Raw genomic sequence first — 18,112 nt, forward strand, 5'->3', positions numbered from 1 at the left:
CGTTCAACCTATCTTTGACAGCGCGGGCAGTAGAAGCTCGACCGCGCGGATTGCACGAGGCGGGCGATCTGTCCCCCGCAGCCGGGTTTTCGGCAGGGTGCGCCCTCGCGTCCATAGACGTCAAAGGCGTGCTGGAAATAGCCCAGTTCGCCATCGGCCTGCCGGTAATCGCGCAAGGAAGAGCCGCCCGCGGCAATGGCGTCGGCCAAGACGTCGCGGATGGCCGAGGTCAGGCGCGCGATGCGGGTCGGGCCAAGCGTCCCTGCCCCGCGGCGCGGCGATATGCCCGCCCGAAAAAGCGCCTCGCAGACATAGATATTGCCCAGGCCCGCCACGATCCGCTGATCGAGCAGCGCGGCCTTGATGGGGGTGCGCCTGCCGTCGAGGGCGGTGGCAAGGTGGGCCTCGTGAAAGCCGTTGCCAAGCGGTTCCGGCCCGAGTTTCGCCAGCAGCGGATGTGTCTCGGCCGTTGCGGTGGCCATCAGGTCCATCGCGCCAAAGCGGCGGGGATCGTTGAAGGTGATGCGCGCGCCGCTGGCCATGTCGAACACCACATGATCGTGTTTCTCGGGCGCGGGGTGGTCATGGACGAACCGCCCGACAGGGGCGCCGGAAACCAGCATCCGCCCCGACATGCCGAGATGGATGAGCAGCGTCTCGGCCCGGTCGAGATCGGCCAGCAGATATTTCGAGCGCCGCCGCAGCGCCAGCACCCGCGCGCCGGTGAGTCGCGCCGCCATGTCCTGCGGAAAGGGCCAGCGCAGATCGGGGCGGTTGATCGCCGCGTGCGCGATCACCTGCCCCTCCATCACCGGCGCAAGGCCGCGGCGGACGGTTTCAACCTCTGGCAATTCCGGCATGATGGCCCCCGGCGCGCGCAAGCGGCGCATTGTAACCCCCGTTGAGCAACCTATAAGAAGGGCGGGACCAGTGATGAGCAAGCCCCGGAGCGCGGCATGAACGAGAAAACCACCCATTTCGGATTTCAGGACGTGCCCGAATCGGAGAAGGCGGCGCGCGTGCGCGGGGTCTTCGGATCGGTCGCGTCGAAATACGATGTGATGAACGACGCGATGAGTTTCGGCATCCACCGCATCTGGAAGGACGCGATGATGGACTGGCTCGCGCCGCGCGCGGGCCAGCGGCTTCTGGATGTGGCGGGGGGGACGGGGGATATCGCCTTCCGGTTCCTGCGGCGCGCCGGAAGCGGCCATGCCACGGTGCTTGACCTGACCGAGCCGATGCTGGTGGAGGGGCGCAAGCGCGCCGAGGCCGAGGCGCTGGCGGACAGTCTCGACTGGGTGGTGGGCGATGCGATGGCGCTGCCCTTCGAGGATAACAGTTTCGACGTCTACACGATCAGTTTCGGCATCCGCAACGTGACCCGCCCGCAAGAGGCGCTGAACGAGGCGTTTCGGGTGCTGCGCCCCGGCGGGCGGCTGATGGTGCTGGAATTCAGCCAGATTCCCAATGACCTGATGCAGAAGGTCTATGACCTCTATTCCTTCAACATCATCCCGCGGCTGGGGCAGGCGATCGCGCGGGATCGTGACAGTTATCAGTATCTGGTCGAATCGATCCGCCGCTTTCCCGATCAGGAGACATTTCTGGGCATGGTGCGCGCGGCAGGGTTCGGGAACGCGAAATATCGCAATCTTTCCATGGGCATCGCCTGCCTGCATTCGGGGTGGAAGATTTGAGGGGGCCGCATAACCTCTTGCGGCTCATCCGCACTGGCGCAACGCTGGAGCGCACGGGCGCCATGGCCCTCATCATGGAGGCGTTCGAGGCGCCGCCGTTGGTGCGCGCGACGATGCGGGCGCTTGCCTGGCCGTTTCAATGGCTGGGCGACCGGGGCGATCCGGCCATGCCGCCGGCGGTGCGCGCGCTGTCGGCGCTTGGGCCGGCCTATATCAAGTTCGGCCAGATCCTGTCGACGCGGCCCGATCTGGTGGGCGAGGGGCTGGCGGACCAGTTGCGCGTCCTGCAGGACAAGCTGCCGCCCTTTGCCACCGATGAGGCGCAGCGATCCGTGGCCGCGGAGCTTGGCCGCCCGGTGGGCGAGATATTCGACGACTTCAGCCCGCCGGTGGCGGCGGCCTCGATCGCGCAGGTGCACAAGGCACGGCTGCGCGAAAGCGGCGAGGCGGTGGCGGTCAAGGTGCTGCGTCCCGGTATCGAGCGCGCCTTTCGCCGCGACATCGACGCCTTCTATTTCGCCGCGCGCATGGTCGAACTGCTTGCGCCTGCCGCGCGGCGGCTGCGGCCCACGGATGTGATCGCACATTTCGAGGGCGTGGTGATGGGCGAACTCGATCTGCGGCTCGAGGCATCCTCGGCCTCGGAATTCGCGGTCAATACGAAGAGCGACGAGGGGTTCCAGTTGCCAAAGGTGCATTGGCACCTGTCCTCGCGCCGGGTGATGACGATGGGCTGGGCCGACGGGCTGCCGCTTGGGGACAATGCCGCACTCGACGCGGCGGGGCATGACCGGGTCGCGCTTGGGGCGCGGGTGCTGCAACTCTTTCTCAGCCACGCGCTGCGCGACGGCTATTTCCATGCCGACATGCATCAGGGCAACCTCAAGGTGGCTGCCAATGGCGACATCATTGCCTATGATTTCGGGATTATGGGCCATATCGACGAATATACCCGGCGCGTCTATGCCGAGATCCTTTATGGCTTTATCAAGCGCGATTACCGGCGCGTGGCGGAGGTGCATTTCGAGGCCGGATATGTGCCGGCCGACCGGGATGTGGACGCCTTTGCCCGCGCGCTGCGCGCGGTCGGCGAGCCGATCTTCGGCATGGACGCGAGCCGCATCTCGATGGGCAGTCTCCTGAGTTATCTATTTGAAGTTACAGAGAAATTCGGGATGGAAACGCGCACCGAGCTGATCCTTTTGCAGCGCACGATGGTGGTGGTGGAAGGGGTCGCGCGCTCGCTCGATCCGCAGATCAACATCTGGCAGGTCGCCCGGCCTGTGGTCGAGGATTACATCCGTCAGTCCATGGGGCCGCGGGCGGCGCTGCGCGATCTGGGGCGGACGGCGCTGGTTCTGTCGCGATACGGCTCTCGCTTGCCCGGTCTGCTCGAGGCGGCGCTGATCCGGCAGGCGCATCCGCCGGTCGCCGTTGCCGCCCGCCGCTGGCCCGCGCGTCTGATCTGGTCCGGTGCCGGCGCGGTCGTGGGTGGCGCCGTGGCCATCATGGCGCTGACGCTTGTTTAGCAACGCCCGACCGGATCAGGGCGTGGATGGCCGCAGGCCGAGCACCTCGCCCGCGCCGACGCCCTGGCCTGTTTCGAGGACGAGGCGCACCTCGCCCCGGTCGAGGCGCGCCTCGTCGATCCGGGCATGAAGATGAGCCTCGTGGCGTGCGATCGTATCGCCCCGCGCGAGTGAGTGCGCCGTGATCCGGTAGGTGCCGTCCGGCAGCGGAAGCCCGGACGGATCGCGGCCGTCCCAGATCACAGGGCCGCTTCGGGGCGCGATGGCCATGCGCTGCACGATCCCGCCGAGGTCATTGGTCACGATCAGTTCGGCGGCATCGGCCCCTTGCGCGACCGTTGCGCTCAGCGACACAGGTGCGCCTGCAAAGCGCACAGGCGCGGCCACTTCGGCCTCCAATCCGATCCAGCCGGCGAGTTGCCCCATGCCAAGCGTTGCCATCTGCGCAGCAAGACCGGCCAGCAGATCATTGGTCAGCACCTGTTGCTCGACCGAAGAGAAGGTGGCCAGTTGCACCGCGAAATCAGCCGAATCGATCGGATTGAGCGGGTCCTGATTGCGCATCTGCGTGGTGAGCATGCGCAGGAAGGTCTCGAAATCGGAACTGAGCGCGCTGGCGGTCGAGGGGCCGGGCGGCGCGGCGCTGGCGGTGGGGATGGCCGTCGAAGGGGGAATTGCGGTCAGCGGTTCCATGCGTGCTCCTTTCGGGGGCTGTTCGGGATTTGTCCGGTCGGCGGGCCGGCAGCGTCTGATGCGGCAGCCCCCGTGCCGGTTCGGTCAGGATGCGGTGATGCGCCGTCATGGCTGTCACAGGCGGATATCCAGCCGGTCATCCAGCGTGACCAGGACGGATCCGGGCATGTCGGGAAGATCGGTGGCGTTGACGAGGGGGGCAGGGGCGCGGCTGGACTCTGCCTGGTGCCGGTCATTCCTTTCGGTGTCGCCCTGCGGGAACACGAACCGGGCGTTGTCATAGCCACTTTGGTGCAGGTCCCGGGATAGCAGGTCGATGTTGCGGCGCATGAGTTCCAAGGTTTCGCCCCGGTCGGCGAGGAGGGTGACGGTCAGGGCACCGTCAATGACGCTCAGGCGCATGCGGACCTGCCCCAGTTCTTCGGGGTCAAGCCGCAGTTCGGTGGATTTGCGCCCGTCTGCCATGGTCCGGATCAGCGCGGCGGCAACCTGCGCCATGGCATGTTGTGGCATCTGTGCGGCCTGGGTCAGCGCCGCCGACTGAAGCGCGACCGGGGCCGGACCGGGGGCTGCCGGATCTGTCCGGGCGTCCGGGGTGATGTCGGCCGGTGCCACGGTGTCGATCCGGGCATCGCCCGCCATGTCGGCATTGGTCCGGTGTCCGGATATCCAGGCCAGGCCGGGTTGTGTCGCCAGCGGTGCCGTTGGCGAGCCGCCCCGGCCAGGAGCCTCGCGGCTGTCGGCATGGCGGGCCAGCCCGAGCGCCCGTTCGATCGTGGTCCCTGCGCCATGGAGCAAGGTGGTGCCCGGGGGTGCGGGCGATGCGGCGCGTGGCGATGCGGGCGCGTTTTGCGGACCCTCCCGCACCGTGGCAATGCCGGGCAGGGGAAGGCGCCCAAGAGGCGCGCGCGTGTCCGGATCGGCGTTGGTCCATGTCGGCGAAAGGGACGTTACCCGCGCGTCAGTCAATTGTGCGCCCCGTGGCGGGGTGGTTGCGGCGGCCGGTGGTTCGGTCAGGTCGCGTGCCTGTGGTCCGGGCGCATCCGCTGCCCGTTCATGCCCGGAAACGGTGACCGGCTGCGGACCGGGTCGCGGCTCCTGACCCTGACGCGGCCCCATGACCGCCCCGGCCAGCAGGTCGTTATCCGGCTCCTCCCTATGCGCGGGCAGACCGGCCCCCATGGCAGGGTCTGATGCTGGTTCGTCCCTGTTGTCCCGGGGCAGCGGCCCTTGCGGCCCGGCCCCGCCCTCTTGCGCCGTCTCAGGTTTGGCGGACACCTCATCGGCCATGAAGGCCGAAAAGATCGCACCGTTCCGGGCCGAGGGCACGCCGCTCCTCTGAAAGCTGACGAGCAGCGCAGGCTGATTTTCCGTGACTGTCAACATGCGGGTTTTCCGGTTGCGACTCGAACCATCGAACCTTGCCGGAACCCGGTTACCAGTTCTTTACGGCTTTGCGGTTTGATGGGGTGAAATGCAGACAATTCGAGGTATTCCCGTGACAGAGTCGATCATTTTCCCAATCGCCACAGATGTGACGCCCAGGCCGGCGCACTCCGAGCTGCGTCGCGCCGCCGAGGGGTTGGAGGCCAGCTTTCTGGCCGAGATGCTCAGATCCGCCGGTCTTGGCGAGCAGACCAACAGTTTCAGCGGCAGCACCGGCGAGGCGCAGTTCGCCTCGTTCCAGCGTGAGGCGCTGGCACAGGAGATCGTGCGCAAGGGGGGCCTTGGGCTGGCTGCCCTGATTGCTGCTTCCTTGCAGGAGCGTGGTCATGGCGAATGATGAAAGGGACCGCGTGATTCGCGCCGTCTCGACGTTGCTGGAGCGCGAGTTGAACTGCCTTTTGCGCGGTGACCTGGCATCGCTTGCGACCCTTGCCGGCGAGAAGGAGGTGCTTGTCGCGCAACTCCGCGCGACGGGCGCAATAGAACCCGCCCTGTTTGCCGATCTGCGTGAAAAGGTTATTCGAAATCAGGATCTTCTGGATGCGGCCTTGCACGGAATTCGCCGGGCCAGCGCCCGCCTTGCCGCCTATCGGCAATTGCGGAAGGAGATGGCAACCTATGACCCTCAGGGTCGCAAGGCGACCATCCCCGGCGCTGTCCTGCATCGCCTCGAGCGTCGGGCCTGAAGGATTTGTCTAGAATGCACGCGAATTTCCGGTCCGGCATTAGCACTCTTTTAGGGGATCGCGGGCAAGTCTTGCCCTGCATCCGGCGACGGGTGGCGCAGCCGGTCCGATAGCGATCCGGTCGCAGACGTCAGAACGACATTCAACGCTGCCCGAACGGGCGAACCGGAAAACGGGCGCGACCGCGCCGTATCGTAGAAGGAACGAACATGTCCAGTATTCTGACCAACAACAGCGCCATGGTCGCGCTGCAAACCCTGCAAAGCGTCAACAAGGGTCTCGCCAAAGCGCAGAACGTGATCTCGACCGGCAAGGAAGTGGCGACCGCCAAGGACAACTCTGCCATTTTCGCGATTTCCAAGGTCATGGAATCCGACGTCGCGGGCTTCAAGGCGATCTCCAACTCGTTGGCGGTCGGCGAGGCGACGGTGGCGGTCGCATCGGCCGGGGCCGAGCAGATCGTCTCGGTTCTCAAGGAAATGAAGGAGCTGGCGGTCGCGGCCAACAGCGAGACCGCCGATTTTGCCAAGATCGAAGCCGATATGCTGCAAAAGCAGGAACAGATCGTTCAGATCATCGCGGCGTCGCAGTTCAACGGCGTGAACCTGCTGGCCACCGATGTAGACGGCAACGGCGGCACGCAACTGACCGTTCTTTCCTCGCTCGACCGGGCAGGCCAGAACGACTCGACGAATGCCAACCCGCCCACCGTCTCGACAATCGACGTGGCCGGTGTGGATTTCGAGGGGGCTCTTGACGTTGCCATGCGGACATCGATCACCAATGTGGCCACTGCCGCGACCGCGCTGGTCGAGATCGAGGGCTACCTGCAAACCGCGCTCGAGGGTGCGGCCTCGCTCGGGGCGTCGGCCAAGCGCATTTCGGATCAGGGCGAATTCGTGGGCAAGCTCACCGACGCACTCAAGTCCGGCATTGGCGCCCTGGTAGACGCCAATCTGGAGGAGGCGTCGGCACGTCTGCAGGCCTTGCAGGTTCAGCAACAGCTTGCCACTCAGTCGCTCTCGATTGCCAACCAGGCCCCGCAATCGATCCTGGCGCTGTTCCGGTAAACCACCCAGGGGGCATCCTTCGGGATGTCCCCTGACGCACGCCACAGGCCCCCCGGCGCATCATTGGAAGGAACCGAGGTGAACGCAATTCTCATGGCCCAGGCCGCGTTCCGGTCACAGGTCCAGACCGTGCGAACCCCGCGCGCCCTGGAATATGACGCGCTTGCCCGCGTCACACGCGGTCTCAGGAACGCGCCGGTCGACAGGCCGGATGCCATCGGACGGCTTGCGGCTGCGGTGCACGCCAATCAGGAATTGTGGATTCTGTTCGCGGTCGATGTCGCCGATCCGCACAATCCTCTGCCCCTGACCCTGCGCGCACAGATTCTGGAACTCGCGAGGTTCACGCGCGTGCACAGCCGGAGGATCCTGCTTGAGGGGGCCTCGGTTGAACCGCTCGTGGATATCAACATGGCGCTGATGCGCGGACTTGCCGGACCAGGGAGAGAACAATGAGCGGACTCGTTCTCAAGCTTGGACCGAAAGAACGTGTGCTCGTGAACGGGGCCGTGATCGAGAACGGCGATCGGCGCTCGCGCTTGTCGGTGATGACGCCGGACGCGCGCATTCTGCGGCTGAGGGATGCGATCCATCCGGACGATGCCACCACGCCCGTGAGGCGCGCCTGCTTTGCGGCGCAGCTTGTTCTTTCAGGCGATGTTTCCCCCGAGGACATGCGCCACCAGATGCTGCGCCGGATCGAGGAACTAAGTCAGGTTCTGCGCGATCCGGACAGCCGCGCGCTGCTTGTGCGGGCCAGCGACGCGTTGCTCGCGGACGAGCATTATGCCTGCCTCAAGGCTCTCCGCGCGCTCCTGCCCAGAGAGGCGCGGCTGCTGGCCCATGGTGATCCGACATGACCTTTTCCCCGATCATTCCTGTTGGTGGCCTCGTCGGTCTGACCCTCCTGAACCGGACCCTGGCGCGGCAGACGGAGCTATTCAACCAATCCCCGACCCTGAGGCGCGATACCGAGTATTTCGAGCAGAACATAGCCGCCGTCCAGACCGTTGAGGATCTTGTATCGGACCGGCGGCTTCTTCGCGTGGCACTCGGGGCGTTCGGGCTTCAGGACGACATCGACAGCCGCGCCTTCATCGGCGCCATTCTCAAGCAAGGCACCGAGGCCCCGGACGCCCTTGCCAACCGGTTGGCGGATGACCGGTATCGCCGGTTCTCTGATGCCTTCGGTTTCTCCGGCTCGGCACCTCCCCGAACCGGCGAGGAAGGTTTTGCCGCTTCCATCCTCGACAAGTTCAGGCGCCGGGAGTTCGAGACCGCGGTGGGGTTGCAGGACGAATCCCTCCGGCTTGCCCTCAATGCCGAACGCGAGCTTGCAGAGCTGGCCCTGGATGAGGGATCCGACAATGCGCTCTGGTTCCGGATTCTCGGAACCCCGCCGCTGCGGCGGGTATTCGAAGTGGCCCTGGGTCTGCCTCGGGGCTTTGGTCAGCTCGATATCGACCGCCAACTTGAGGAGTTCAAATCCCGTTCCGGCCGACAATTCGGAGCGGCCAGCCCGAAGGATTTTGCCCAGATCGACATCCGGGAGGCACTCTCGCGCCAGTTTCTGCTGCGCGAGCAGTTGTCGAGCGTCGGTTTCCAGTCGTCTCAGGCGATCGCCCTGAGCTTGTTGCAGAACGGACGTTAGGCATGCGCAGCGGTGCGATCACCGATACCCGGCCGGGAACGAAGGGGCCCTGGATCAGCCCCGACAGGAGGGACGGGCCGCCCCGGACCGGGCATATGGATGCAAGCGGCGCGGTCGGTGTCACCAGAGACCTGCCGTGGCGGTGTGGCGAAGACGTGCGTCAGGCTTTCTGCTCTGCGACACGGTCATGGTCACCAGGCGCGCGCGCCAGAGCGGCGCCCTGCTCGCGGCTATCGGGGAGGGCAGAGATTTCCCAGAGAGCGCCGCGCGCTTGCAGACGCGCCAAGGGGCCCCTCGCCGCGCCGCTGACATGCGGTGGCGCCAAGAGGCCGCGGCGCGACAGACACGGCAGGGATGCGATCGGCCCGTCAAGCAGGCGCAGCACTTCGGCGATCGATGTGACTCCGAAAAAAATCGAAATGCCGGGGGAATTTTTCCGGCCGGACCAGGCATGGCGACCCGCGCGTGGGCGCGCAGGGCACGGGCGTTCAGGGCTTTGGTTGATCCGGCAACCGGGGCAGCGGCGGCTCTGGTTCCGGGGCGAGTTCCTCGAAGTCGAAATTGTCCAGACGCCGCGCGCGGCGGCCGGCCTTGTCGGCGGAAATCCTGATATCCGAGATGTCCTTGGCCGCCTGATGGAAATGGCGGTCGAGGTTCTCGACCCGCGCGCCAAGCCGGTCCACATCGGCGAACAAGAGGCCCAGTTCGCGCCGGATCGCGCCCGCCTGTTCGCGCATCCTGGCATCCTTGAGGATTGCGCGCATGGTATTGAGCGTTGCCATGCAGGTGGTGGGCGAGACGATCCAGACGCGCGCGGCAAAGCCCTCGCGCACCACCTCGGGGAAATTGGCGTGCAACTCGGCATAGACCGCCTCGGAGGGCAGGAACATGAGCGCGCCATCGGCGGTCTCGCCATCGAGGATGTATTTCTCGGAGATGTCCTTGATATGCTTGCGCACGGAGGCGCGCAGGAAACGGGCGGCGGCGGCAAGGTCAGGCTCGGTGGCGGCGCGGCGCAGGGCCTCGTAGGCCTCCAGCGGGAACTTGCTGTCGATGCAGATCGGCCCCGGTGGATTGGGCAGGTGGATGAGGCAATCCGCGCGGCGGCCATTGGACAGCGTGGCCTGCAACGTGTAGCTGTCCGAGGGCAGCGCCTTGGTGACGATATCGGTCAACTGGATCTCGCCAAAGGCCCCGCGCGTCTGCTTGTTCGAGAGAATGTCCTGCAACGAGAGCACATCGCCCGAAAGTTTGGTGATATTGTCCTGTGCCTTGTCGATGGTCTGCAGGCGCTGCTGCAATTCGCCAAGGCTCTGTGCCGTGCGGCGGGCAGAGCCTTGCAGGCTCTCGGTCATCTGGCTGCCGACCTCGGCGAGGCGTTTTTCCATCAGTTGCAGCATATGGGCCTGGCTCGCGGCCTGTGCCTCGGAGACATGGTTGAGCCCGCCGGCAAGCTGGTGCTGCCCGTCCGAGAGCCCCTGCACGCGCGCGCCAAGCTGCATCATCTGCTGCGCCAGCGGCTCGGCCAGACGCGCCGAGCGCGTGGCGGCGCGCAAGGCGGCGATGAGCAGGACGAGGATCAGCAAGAGCACGCCCGCCCCGATCAGCCCCGCAAGTGCAGCCGGATCGGCGGTGTCGAGAGAATAGGGACCGATCTGGATCATGTGCGGCCGAACAATCGTTCGATATCCGACAGGCGCAGTTCCACATAGGTGGGCCGCCCGTGGTTGCACTGGCCGGAATTGGGTGTGCGCTCCATCTCGCGCAGGAGTGCGTTCATCTCCTCGGCCGACATGCGGCGGCCCGAGCGGACCGAGCCGTGACAGGCCATGCGCGAGAGCACCGCATCGATCCGCGCGCGCAGCGTGCCGCTGTCGCCTGCGTCGCGCACCTCATCGAGGATGTCGCGCAAAAGCGCCGTTGCGTTGATCGGGCCAAGCAGCGCGGGCGTCTCGCGCACGGCAAGGCTGCCCGCGCCGAACGGCTCGATCACGAGGCCAAGTGTGGCCAGATCGGCGGCGTGGTCCATCAGGGCCGCGCAATCGGTCTCGGGCAGGTCCACGATTTCGGGGATGAGCAGGGCCTGCGCCGTGATGCCCGTGGCAGCCTCCGCCTTGAGCCGTTCATAGACGAGGCGTTCATGCGCGGCGTGCTGATCGACGATGACCATGCCCGTTTCGGTCTGGGCGATGATGTAATTCTGATGCAGTTGTGCGCGCGCGGCCCCCAGCGGCAGGGCGGTGGCGGGGGGCTCCCCGGCCCCGTGCGGGGCCTCTTCGACGCGTCCGCTCCACGCTCCGGCCATCTCGGCGAAACCGGGGGATTGTGCCTGATAGGAGAGGCTGCGCGCCTGCGCCGAGGGGCGATCCATCTGGTAGGGCTGCGCCGGACCGGGGGCCCGGAACGCCCCGAGCGTGGCGCCGGCGACAGTCGAGGAGGCGCGGTGCCCGGCCTCGGCCAGCGCGTGGCGCAGGGCCGAGACGACGAGGCCGCGCGCCAGCCCCGGATCGCGGAACCGCACCTCGGATTTGGCCGGGTGCACGTTCACATCGACAAGATGCGGATCGCAGTCGATGAAAAGCGCCGCCGCCGGGTGACGGTCGCGCGCGAGCACGTCCTGATAGGCGGCGCGCAGCGCGCCCGTCAGCATCCGGTCGCGCACGGGCCGCCCGTTGACGAAGAGATATTGCGCCACCGCCGCGCCGCGCGAATAGGTGGGCAGCGCCGCAAGCCCCGACAGGCGCACCCCCTCGCGCGTGGCGTCGATCCGCAGCGCATTGTCGGTGAACTCGCGCCCCATGATCCGCGCGAGGCGGTCCGAGAGCGCATCAAACAGATCGCCTGTCTCGGCCTCGGCGCGGAAGGTGACGCGCCCCTCGCCCCCGCCCGAGACATCGCGCAGCGTCACCGCCACGCGGGGTGCTGCCATGGCGAGGCGCTTGACGGTATCGGCGATGGCCTGCGTCTCGGCGCGGTCCGAGCGCAGGAACTTGAGCCGCGCTGGCGTGGCGTAGAAGAGGTCGCGCAGGGTGACTGTTGTGCCGGGCCCACGCGCCGCCGGTCTGACCGCCCCCATCTGCCCGCCGCTCACCGTGATTTCGGCCCCGTCCTGCCCCGGCACGCGCGCGGCGATGGTGAGCCGTCCGACCGCGCCGAGCGAGGGCAACGCCTCGCCCCGAAAGCCGAAGGAGCGGATGTTCAGAAGGTCCGAGCCGTCGATCTTCGAGGTGGCGTGACGCGCGAGCGCGAGGGCCAAGTCCTCGGGTGCGATGCCGCAGCCATCATCGCTCACCCGGATCAGCGTCTTGCCGCCATCGGCGACGGTGATCTCGATCTGTCGCGCGCCCGCGTCGAGCGCGTTTTCCATCAGTTCCTTGACGGCAGAGGCCGGACGCTCGACCACCTCGCCCGCCGCGATGCGGTTGATCGCGGCCTCGTCAAGCTGCCGGATGCGGGGCAGATCGGCGCTTATCTTGGGGGCGGGCGTGTTCATGTCACAAGACTTAGCATGAAGCCGCGCGATTCTGAAAGCGTCCCCGCCAAGAAAAACCCCGGGCGCGGACGCCCGGGGCAAGCTCTCGAAGGGGTGATCGGGAGGAGGGAATCAGCCCTTGGAGAAGTCGGGATAGGCCTCCATGCCCAGTTCGGACATGTCCAGGCCGTTGATTTCGTCTTCCTCGCCCACGCGGATGCCCATGGTCATCTTGAGGATGAACCACACCACCGCCGAGGCCACGAAGACAAAGCCGCCAATCGCCGCGATGCCAAGGATCTGTGCGCCGAAACTCGCGTCGGCATTGTAGAACGGCACCGCCAGCGTGCCCCAGATGCCCGCAATCAGGTGCACCGGGATCGCGCCCACCACATCGTCGATCTTCATTCGATCCAGCATCGGCACCGCAACAACCACGATCACCCCGCCGATGGCCCCGATCCACAGCGCGCCGAAGAGCGTGGGCGCAAGCGGTTCGGCCGTGATCGAGACGAGACCGGCCAGCGCGCCGTTGAGCACCATGGTGAGGTCCGGCTTCTTGAACATCACTTGCGTGAGGATGAGTGCGGTGACGGCCCCGGCTGCGGCGGCCATGTTGGTGTTGGCGAAGATGCGGCTTACGTCAGTGACATCGCCCACGGTGCCCATGGCCAGTTGCGATCCGCCGTTGAAGCCGAACCAGCCCAGCCACAGGATGAAGGTGCCGAGCGTGGCCAGCGCCAGGTTCGAGCCGGGGATCGGGACAACGCGGCCATCCTTGGAATACTTGCCGATGCGCGGCCCGAGGATGAGCGCGCCCGCCAGCGCCGCGAAACCGCCCGCGGCATGAACGAGGGTCGAGCCTGCGAAATCGTTGAATCCTGCGTCGGACAAGAAGCCCTCGCCCCACTGCCAGGATGCCTCGATCGGGTAGATCACGCCGGTAAGCACCGCGACGAAGATGAGGAACGGCCAGAGCTTGATTCGTTCGGCCAGCGTGCCCGAGACGATCGAGGCGGTGGTGGCGCAGAACATCAACTGAAAGAAGAAGTCCGAGCCCACCGAGGCATAGCCGAGATCGGCATCGGCGGCGTCAAGCCCGACCGCCTCGAGCACCGTTGGGGCGAACCACGGTCCCATGATGCCCTCGACCCACCAGCCATCGCCGGGATACATCAGGTTGAAGCCGATGAGCCAATACATGATCGCGGCGATGGAAAAGAGGCCGATATTCTTGGTAAGCTGCATGGTGACGTTCTTGGAGCGCACCAGCCCCGCCTCCAGCATGGCGAAGCCGGCCGCCATCCAGAACACCATGAAACCGCCGATCAGGAACAGCAGCGTGGTGAAGATGTAGGGGTTGATGTCGGGCGCGGCCTCTGCAACCTCCGTTGTCTCCTGCGCCAGCCCCAGGGAAGGCAGGAGTGCGAGCGTTGCGGCGATGCCGATTGTCTTTTTCAGGGTCATGTCCTTGTCCTTTCGCTCGCGCATCTCAGAGCGCGTCGTCGTTGCTTTCGCCCGTGCGCACGCGCAGGGCCTGTTCGAGATCGAGCACGAAGATCTTGCCGTCGCCGATCTTGCCGGTGCGCGCGGCCCCGGCGATGGTCTCGACCACCTGATCGGCAAGCGGGTTGGTCACGGCCACTTCCAGCTTGACCTTGGGCACGAAGTTCACGGCGTATTCGGCCCCGCGATAGATCTCGGTATGGCCCGACTGCGCGCCGAAGCCCTTGATCTCGGTGACCATCATGCCGCGCACACCGATGCCGGTGAGCGCCTCGCGGACCTCCTCGAGCTTGAATGGTTTGATCGTTGCGATGATGAGTTTCACGTCTTCCCCTTTCCCTTGGCTGCACGTGAGACGTGCGCTTTGCCGATGCAGGACAATCGCTTTGGGGCGATTGGGGAAGGGTGGTGCGTGCCATTTCCCGGTTTGGCACGTCGTTATTGATTAATTTATAGGCATTAATATTTATTTGCTTAATATTCATTCATGATGGGGACATTGCGCCGCGACGGCGGGTCTCTACATTCGGGGCGTGGCGCGGTAGACTGCCACGAAATGGCAAGCCGGGCAGGGCAATGGGCAATTCAGGACGACGCAAACCGCCACTGGTGGCGCCGAAACGCACAAACGCGGCAAAGCCCGCGCCGCGCAAGGCCAGGGGTCGCAAGCCGCGCCGCGCGGCGCGCTCGCGCAATCCGCTGGTGCGGTTCTTCGGGGCGATCCTGCGGTTTGTCTGGCGGATCGTCTGGGGGATCGGCTGGCGGGTGACGGCGGTGCTGGCGCTCGTTATCGGGCTGTCGGTGGCCTATATCTATGCGGGACTGCCCGAGTATCAGACGCTTATCGACGGGCGGGCGCGCGGCTCGGTCACGATCCTTGACCGCGACGGTGAGGTTTTCGCCTGGCGCGGCGATCAGTTCGGCGGCGTGGTGACGGCGGATACCGTCAGTCGGCATCTGAGAAACGCGGTGATCGCCACCGAGGACCGCCGCTTTTATCGGCATCCCGGCATCGACCCGATCGGCATCACAAGCGCCATCCGCATCAACCTGCGCGAGGGGCGCGGGCCGCTGTCGGGCAATGGCGGCTCGACCATCACGCAGCAGACCGCCAAGCTCTTGTGTTTCGGGCAGGTCTATGACCCGGCGAAATGGGACAGCGAGGCGGCCTATGTGGCCTATTGCCGGCAGAGCTCACTTATCCGCAAGGGCCGCGAGGCGCTTTATGCGCTGGCGATGGAAGCGAAATATTCCAAGGATCAGATTCTCACGATCTATCTCAACCGCGCCTATCTGGGCGGCGGGGCCTATGGGGCCGAGGCTGCGGCGCAACGCTATTTCGGCAAGTCCGCGGCGAATCTGACGCCCGCGGAGGGGGCGATGATCGCGGGGCTTCTGACCGCGCCCTCCACGCTTGCGCCGACCGCGAATCTGGAGCGATCGCAGAACCGCGCGCGGATCGTTGTCGGGCTGATGCGGCGGCAGGGCTATCTGAGCGATACCGACGCCGCGGTGGCGCTGGCCAATCCAGCGGTCCTGTCAGAGGCGGCAGAGCGGCGCGCGGGCGGCTATTTCGCCGATTGGGTCATGGCTTCGGGGCCGGAATTTCTGACGCGTGACACGACCGAGGATGTCATCATCCGCACCACTCTTGACCAGCGGATCCAGCGCGCGGCAGAAGAGGCGCTGCGCACGGTCTTTGACGAAAGGGTCAGCGAGGAATCAAAGGCGCAGGCCGCCATCGTTGTGATGAGTGCCGATGGTGCCGTGCGCGCCATGGTGGGCGGGCGCGCGACAAGGGTGGTGGGGGCCTTCAACCGCGCCACGCAGGCCAAACGGCAGACCGGATCGGCCTTCAAGCCTTTCGTCTTCGCGACGGCGCTGGAACTGGGCTACAGCCACGATTCCGTGGTGGTGGATGAGCCCTTTTGCCTGAATATCCCCGGTTCTGGCCGCTGGTGCCCGGAAAATTACACCCGCGATCACAAGGGCCGGGTGAGCCTGACACGGGCGCTGGCCGAATCGATCAACATTCCGGCGGTGAAGGTCTCGGAGAGCGTCGGGCGCGATCTGGTGCGCAAGGTCGCTGCCGATTTCGGCATCGAGAGCGATCTGGCCGATGGTCCGGCTCTGGCGCTCGGGGCCTCGGAAAGCACGCTGATCGAGATGACCGGCGCCTATGCGGGCATCCTCAATGGCGGCTCGTCGGTGACGCCCTATGGCCTTAGCGAATTGCGGCTGATGGGCGAGGATGCGCCGCTCATGAACCGGCAGGGCGGCATCGGCGAGCGGGTGATCCGCGAGGAGGCGGCGCGCGAACTGATCTACATGATGTCCAAGGTGATCGAGAGCGGAACGGGCACGCGCGCACGCCTGCCGGGGCGCGAGGCGGCAGGCAAGACCGGCACCACACAGGCGGCGCGCGATGCGTGGTTTCTGGGCTTTACCGCCGATTATGTGGCGGGCGTATGGATGGGCTATGACGACAACACGCCTCTCAAGGGGGTGACGGGGGGTGGCCTTCCGGCCGCGATCTGGCGCGAAACCATGGTGCGCGTCCATGAGGGGCTGGAGCCGCGACCGCTGCCGATGCTGCGCCCGGCGCCGCGTCCGGAACCCGCACCCATGCCCGTGCCGCAGACGCAGCGCCGCGCGCCGGTGGCCAGCGGCAATCCGATCGAGAAACTCTTGCGCAGCATCTTCGGAAACTGAAAACGGCACTCGTCAGGGTGGTGTTCGCGGGCCTGCCCGGGCGCTTAGCCGGCGCGCTTGAGATCCTCGATCAGCGCGTCGATATTGCCGTTGCGCCGGTCAAGCATGGCGCCAATCTCGGTGCGTTCGCTCAGCCGCAGGCTGATCCCCTCGATGATCATGTCGAAAAACAGATCCTTGCCCGAGCGGTCCGACACCAGAAAGCTGACCTCGAACGGCGATTGGCCGCGCAGATAGGCCATGGATTTGACCTCGTGCCAGGACTTGACCTCGCGCACGCCCTTCACCTCGATGCGCCCGCCGACGAACTCGGTGAAACGCTTGCCGTATTTGCGCGCGACATAGCCACGGAACGCCTCGGTGAAGGCGCGCATCTGCGCCTGCGAGGCGCGGTTGGCATCGGCCCCGAGGGTAGAGCGGGCGATGATCGGCACATCGCCGTAACGGGTGAAGATCCGTTCGAAATCCGAGACCATGCGCGCGATCGGACGGCCCGAGGCGATCACCTCGTTGATATCGGACACGACCTGATCGACCAGCGCCCGCGCGCGCGCTTCGGTCAGGGCAAATGCGGGCCGCGTCAGCCCGGCAAGGCCGAGCACGACCAGCCCGGAGGCCATGAAGCTTCGGCGGCAAATGTCACTCGTCATACGGATCCTCCAACGGGGTTACCGATGCCCCGGAGGACATGGTGTCATAGGGATCAGTATAGGTATCGCTCCCCGTTCCGCCAAGTTTGAAGCGGCGATTTTGCAGGAAGATCGAGCGCGATAGCGCGTAACTGTCTGCGCTTTCATAAAGAATTTGGTCGATCGTTTCCGAGAACCGATCCCGCCGTGACAGGCCCGAGGCGACGCCCGCCGCCGTCCCGGCGAGGTTCTCGGGAGAGTCGATCACATAGCTGAGCGGGTTGGTGAAGAGATCGAAGAACAACCCGTAAGTGTCGCGCGTGGTCGATGGGCCAAGCAGGGGCAGTTCGATAAAGGCCCCCTCTTTTGCCCCCCAGACATGCAGCGTCTGGCCGAAATCGGTGTTGGAGGCGGCGGCCATGCCCATTTCGCTTGCCGGATCGAAGAAGCCGCCAAGCCCCACGGTGGTGTTGACGACAAAGCGCGCCGTATCCTGAATGGCCGCGCGCATGTTGAGTTGCAGCACGTTATTCACCACATCGGCAGGCAGCGACAGGTTCTCGGCAAAGCGGATGATCACCGTCTCGATGTCGTCGGGCACGGCGGCGGCATAGGCGTGTGCCACGGGCCGCAAAAGCGAGCGGTCGAAGCCGCGGTTGAAGTCGTGCATCCGCCGGTTCTCGGCCTCGAACGGATCGAAGATGTCTCGGCTTGCCTCGTCAGGCTTGGCACAGGCCGACAGGAAAAGCGCCGCAATCAGCGGCGCGGCACCCAGATAGCGACGGATCGAAGCAAAAGTCGTTGAATGCAAGGTCATATCCACAGGCTGAATCTCATCTTTGGTTCTACTTAAACGAATATCGGGTTAAACCCACTATCAAGACCGTATCGTTCACGTTCTTGTGGCAGATTGGCGACAGGCAAGCCATGGGTGCGCCAGACCACGGATCGCGTTGACACGGATTTCGTCAGACTGACGCAAGACAGGGATAAAAGCGAGACGTAACCTTATCCGCGT

The 18,112-nt window shown here is 65.6% G+C and carries 18 protein-coding genes; 9 read left to right on the forward strand and 9 right to left on the reverse strand.

Annotated features, from left to right (window positions below; all coding sequences use genetic code 11):
- Positions 1–8: 8 nt before the first annotated feature.
- Positions 9–860 carry a bifunctional DNA-formamidopyrimidine glycosylase/DNA-(apurinic or apyrimidinic site) lyase gene (gene mutM / locus KAK09_RS05680; RefSeq protein WP_210878032.1) on the reverse strand — a complete coding sequence of 284 codons (852 nt, stop codon included), beginning with the start codon at positions 858–860 and terminating at the stop codon, positions 9–11.
- Between the two features lie 96 nt (positions 861–956).
- Here mutM and ubiE point away from each other — a divergent pair, with 96 nt between their 5' ends.
- Complete coding sequence (gene ubiE, locus KAK09_RS05685) at positions 957–1,700, forward strand: bifunctional demethylmenaquinone methyltransferase/2-methoxy-6-polyprenyl-1,4-benzoquinol methylase UbiE (RefSeq protein WP_210877950.1); 744 nt, start codon at positions 957–959, stop codon at positions 1,698–1,700.
- The gene (gene ubiB, locus KAK09_RS05690) at positions 1,697–3,229 is read left to right on the forward strand and encodes a 2-polyprenylphenol 6-hydroxylase (protein ID WP_210877951.1); all 1,533 of its coding nucleotides are present in this window, start codon (positions 1,697–1,699) and stop codon (positions 3,227–3,229) included. Before ubiE ends, ubiB begins: the two co-directional genes overlap by 4 nt.
- 15 nt (positions 3,230–3,244) lie before the next feature.
- Here the strand turns inward: ubiB and KAK09_RS05695 are convergent, their stop codons facing one another.
- Positions 3,245–3,922 carry a flagellar hook capping FlgD N-terminal domain-containing protein gene (locus tag KAK09_RS05695; protein WP_210877952.1) on the reverse strand — a complete coding sequence of 226 codons (678 nt, stop codon included), beginning with the start codon at positions 3,920–3,922 and terminating at the stop codon, positions 3,245–3,247.
- Positions 3,923–4,036: 114 nt separating this feature from the next.
- Complete coding sequence (locus KAK09_RS05700) at positions 4,037–5,308, reverse strand: flagellar hook-length control protein FliK (RefSeq protein WP_210877953.1); 1,272 nt, start codon at positions 5,306–5,308, stop codon at positions 4,037–4,039.
- 112 nt (positions 5,309–5,420) lie between these two features.
- On the opposite strand from KAK09_RS05700, the gene KAK09_RS05705 reads away from it, so the two are divergent.
- The 6 genes from KAK09_RS05705 (at position 5,421) to KAK09_RS05730 (ending at position 8,775) form a co-directional block, all read left to right on the forward strand.
- Complete coding sequence (locus KAK09_RS05705; RefSeq protein ID WP_336244426.1) at positions 5,421–5,705, forward strand: rod-binding protein; 285 nt, start codon at positions 5,421–5,423, stop codon at positions 5,703–5,705.
- Complete coding sequence (locus KAK09_RS05710) at positions 5,695–6,054, forward strand: flagellar protein FlgN (protein WP_210877955.1); 360 nt, start codon at positions 5,695–5,697, stop codon at positions 6,052–6,054. The genes KAK09_RS05705 and KAK09_RS05710 overlap by 11 nt, the downstream gene beginning before the upstream one ends.
- A gap of 209 nt (positions 6,055–6,263) precedes the next feature.
- Positions 6,264–7,124: a flagellin N-terminal helical domain-containing protein gene (locus tag KAK09_RS05715; RefSeq protein ID WP_210877956.1), complete on the forward strand. Its 861-nt coding sequence runs from the start codon at positions 6,264–6,266 to the stop codon at positions 7,122–7,124.
- A gap of 78 nt (positions 7,125–7,202) precedes the next feature.
- Positions 7,203–7,580, forward strand: coding sequence for a flagellar biosynthesis regulator FlaF (gene flaF / locus KAK09_RS05720; RefSeq protein ID WP_210877957.1), 378 nt, complete (start codon positions 7,203–7,205; stop codon positions 7,578–7,580).
- On the forward strand, positions 7,577–7,984 hold the full coding sequence (gene flbT / locus KAK09_RS05725) for a flagellar biosynthesis repressor FlbT (protein ID WP_210877958.1): 408 nt from the start codon (positions 7,577–7,579) through the stop codon (positions 7,982–7,984). Before flaF ends, flbT begins: the two co-directional genes overlap by 4 nt.
- Positions 7,981–8,775, forward strand: coding sequence for a DUF1217 domain-containing protein (locus KAK09_RS05730; RefSeq protein ID WP_210877959.1), 795 nt, complete (start codon positions 7,981–7,983; stop codon positions 8,773–8,775). Before flbT ends, KAK09_RS05730 begins: the two co-directional genes overlap by 4 nt.
- A 488-nt stretch (positions 8,776–9,263) precedes the next feature.
- On the opposite strand, the gene KAK09_RS05735 is transcribed toward KAK09_RS05730, so the two are convergent.
- The 4 genes from KAK09_RS05735 to KAK09_RS05750 form a co-directional block, all read right to left on the reverse strand.
- Positions 9,264–10,439, reverse strand: coding sequence for a DNA recombination protein RmuC (locus KAK09_RS05735; protein ID WP_210877960.1), 1,176 nt, complete (start codon positions 10,437–10,439; stop codon positions 9,264–9,266).
- Positions 10,436–12,268: a DNA mismatch repair endonuclease MutL gene (mutL, locus tag KAK09_RS05740; protein WP_210877961.1), complete on the reverse strand. Its 1,833-nt coding sequence runs from the start codon at positions 12,266–12,268 to the stop codon at positions 10,436–10,438. Before mutL ends, KAK09_RS05735 begins: the two co-directional genes overlap by 4 nt.
- Positions 12,269–12,379: 111 nt before the next feature.
- Positions 12,380–13,714: an ammonium transporter gene (locus KAK09_RS05745; protein WP_210877962.1), complete on the reverse strand. Its 1,335-nt coding sequence runs from the start codon at positions 13,712–13,714 to the stop codon at positions 12,380–12,382.
- A 25-nt stretch (positions 13,715–13,739) separates the two neighbouring features.
- Positions 13,740–14,078: a P-II family nitrogen regulator gene (locus KAK09_RS05750; RefSeq protein ID WP_210877963.1), complete on the reverse strand. Its 339-nt coding sequence runs from the start codon at positions 14,076–14,078 to the stop codon at positions 13,740–13,742.
- 251 nt (positions 14,079–14,329) lie between these two features.
- Here KAK09_RS05750 and KAK09_RS05755 point away from each other — a divergent pair, with 251 nt between their 5' ends.
- A complete protein-coding gene (locus KAK09_RS05755; protein WP_210877964.1) occupies positions 14,330–16,465 on the forward strand; it encodes a transglycosylase domain-containing protein in 2,136 nt (711 codons plus the stop codon).
- A gap of 44 nt (positions 16,466–16,509) precedes the next feature.
- Here the strand turns inward: KAK09_RS05755 and KAK09_RS05760 are convergent, their stop codons facing one another.
- Both KAK09_RS05760 and KAK09_RS05765 read right to left on the reverse strand, forming a co-directional pair.
- Positions 16,510–17,115: an MlaC/ttg2D family ABC transporter substrate-binding protein gene (locus tag KAK09_RS05760; protein WP_210877965.1), complete on the reverse strand. Its 606-nt coding sequence runs from the start codon at positions 17,113–17,115 to the stop codon at positions 16,510–16,512.
- Positions 17,105–17,911, reverse strand: a complete 807-nt coding sequence (locus KAK09_RS05765; protein ID WP_210877966.1) for an MlaA family lipoprotein — start codon at positions 17,909–17,911, stop codon at positions 17,105–17,107. The genes KAK09_RS05760 and KAK09_RS05765 overlap by 11 nt, the downstream gene beginning before the upstream one ends.
- Positions 17,912–18,112 lie beyond the last annotated feature (201 nt).

It is taken from the genome of Roseovarius autotrophicus (assembly GCF_018069895.1).
GTDB lineage: Bacteria > Pseudomonadota > Alphaproteobacteria > Rhodobacterales > Rhodobacteraceae > Roseovarius > Roseovarius autotrophicus.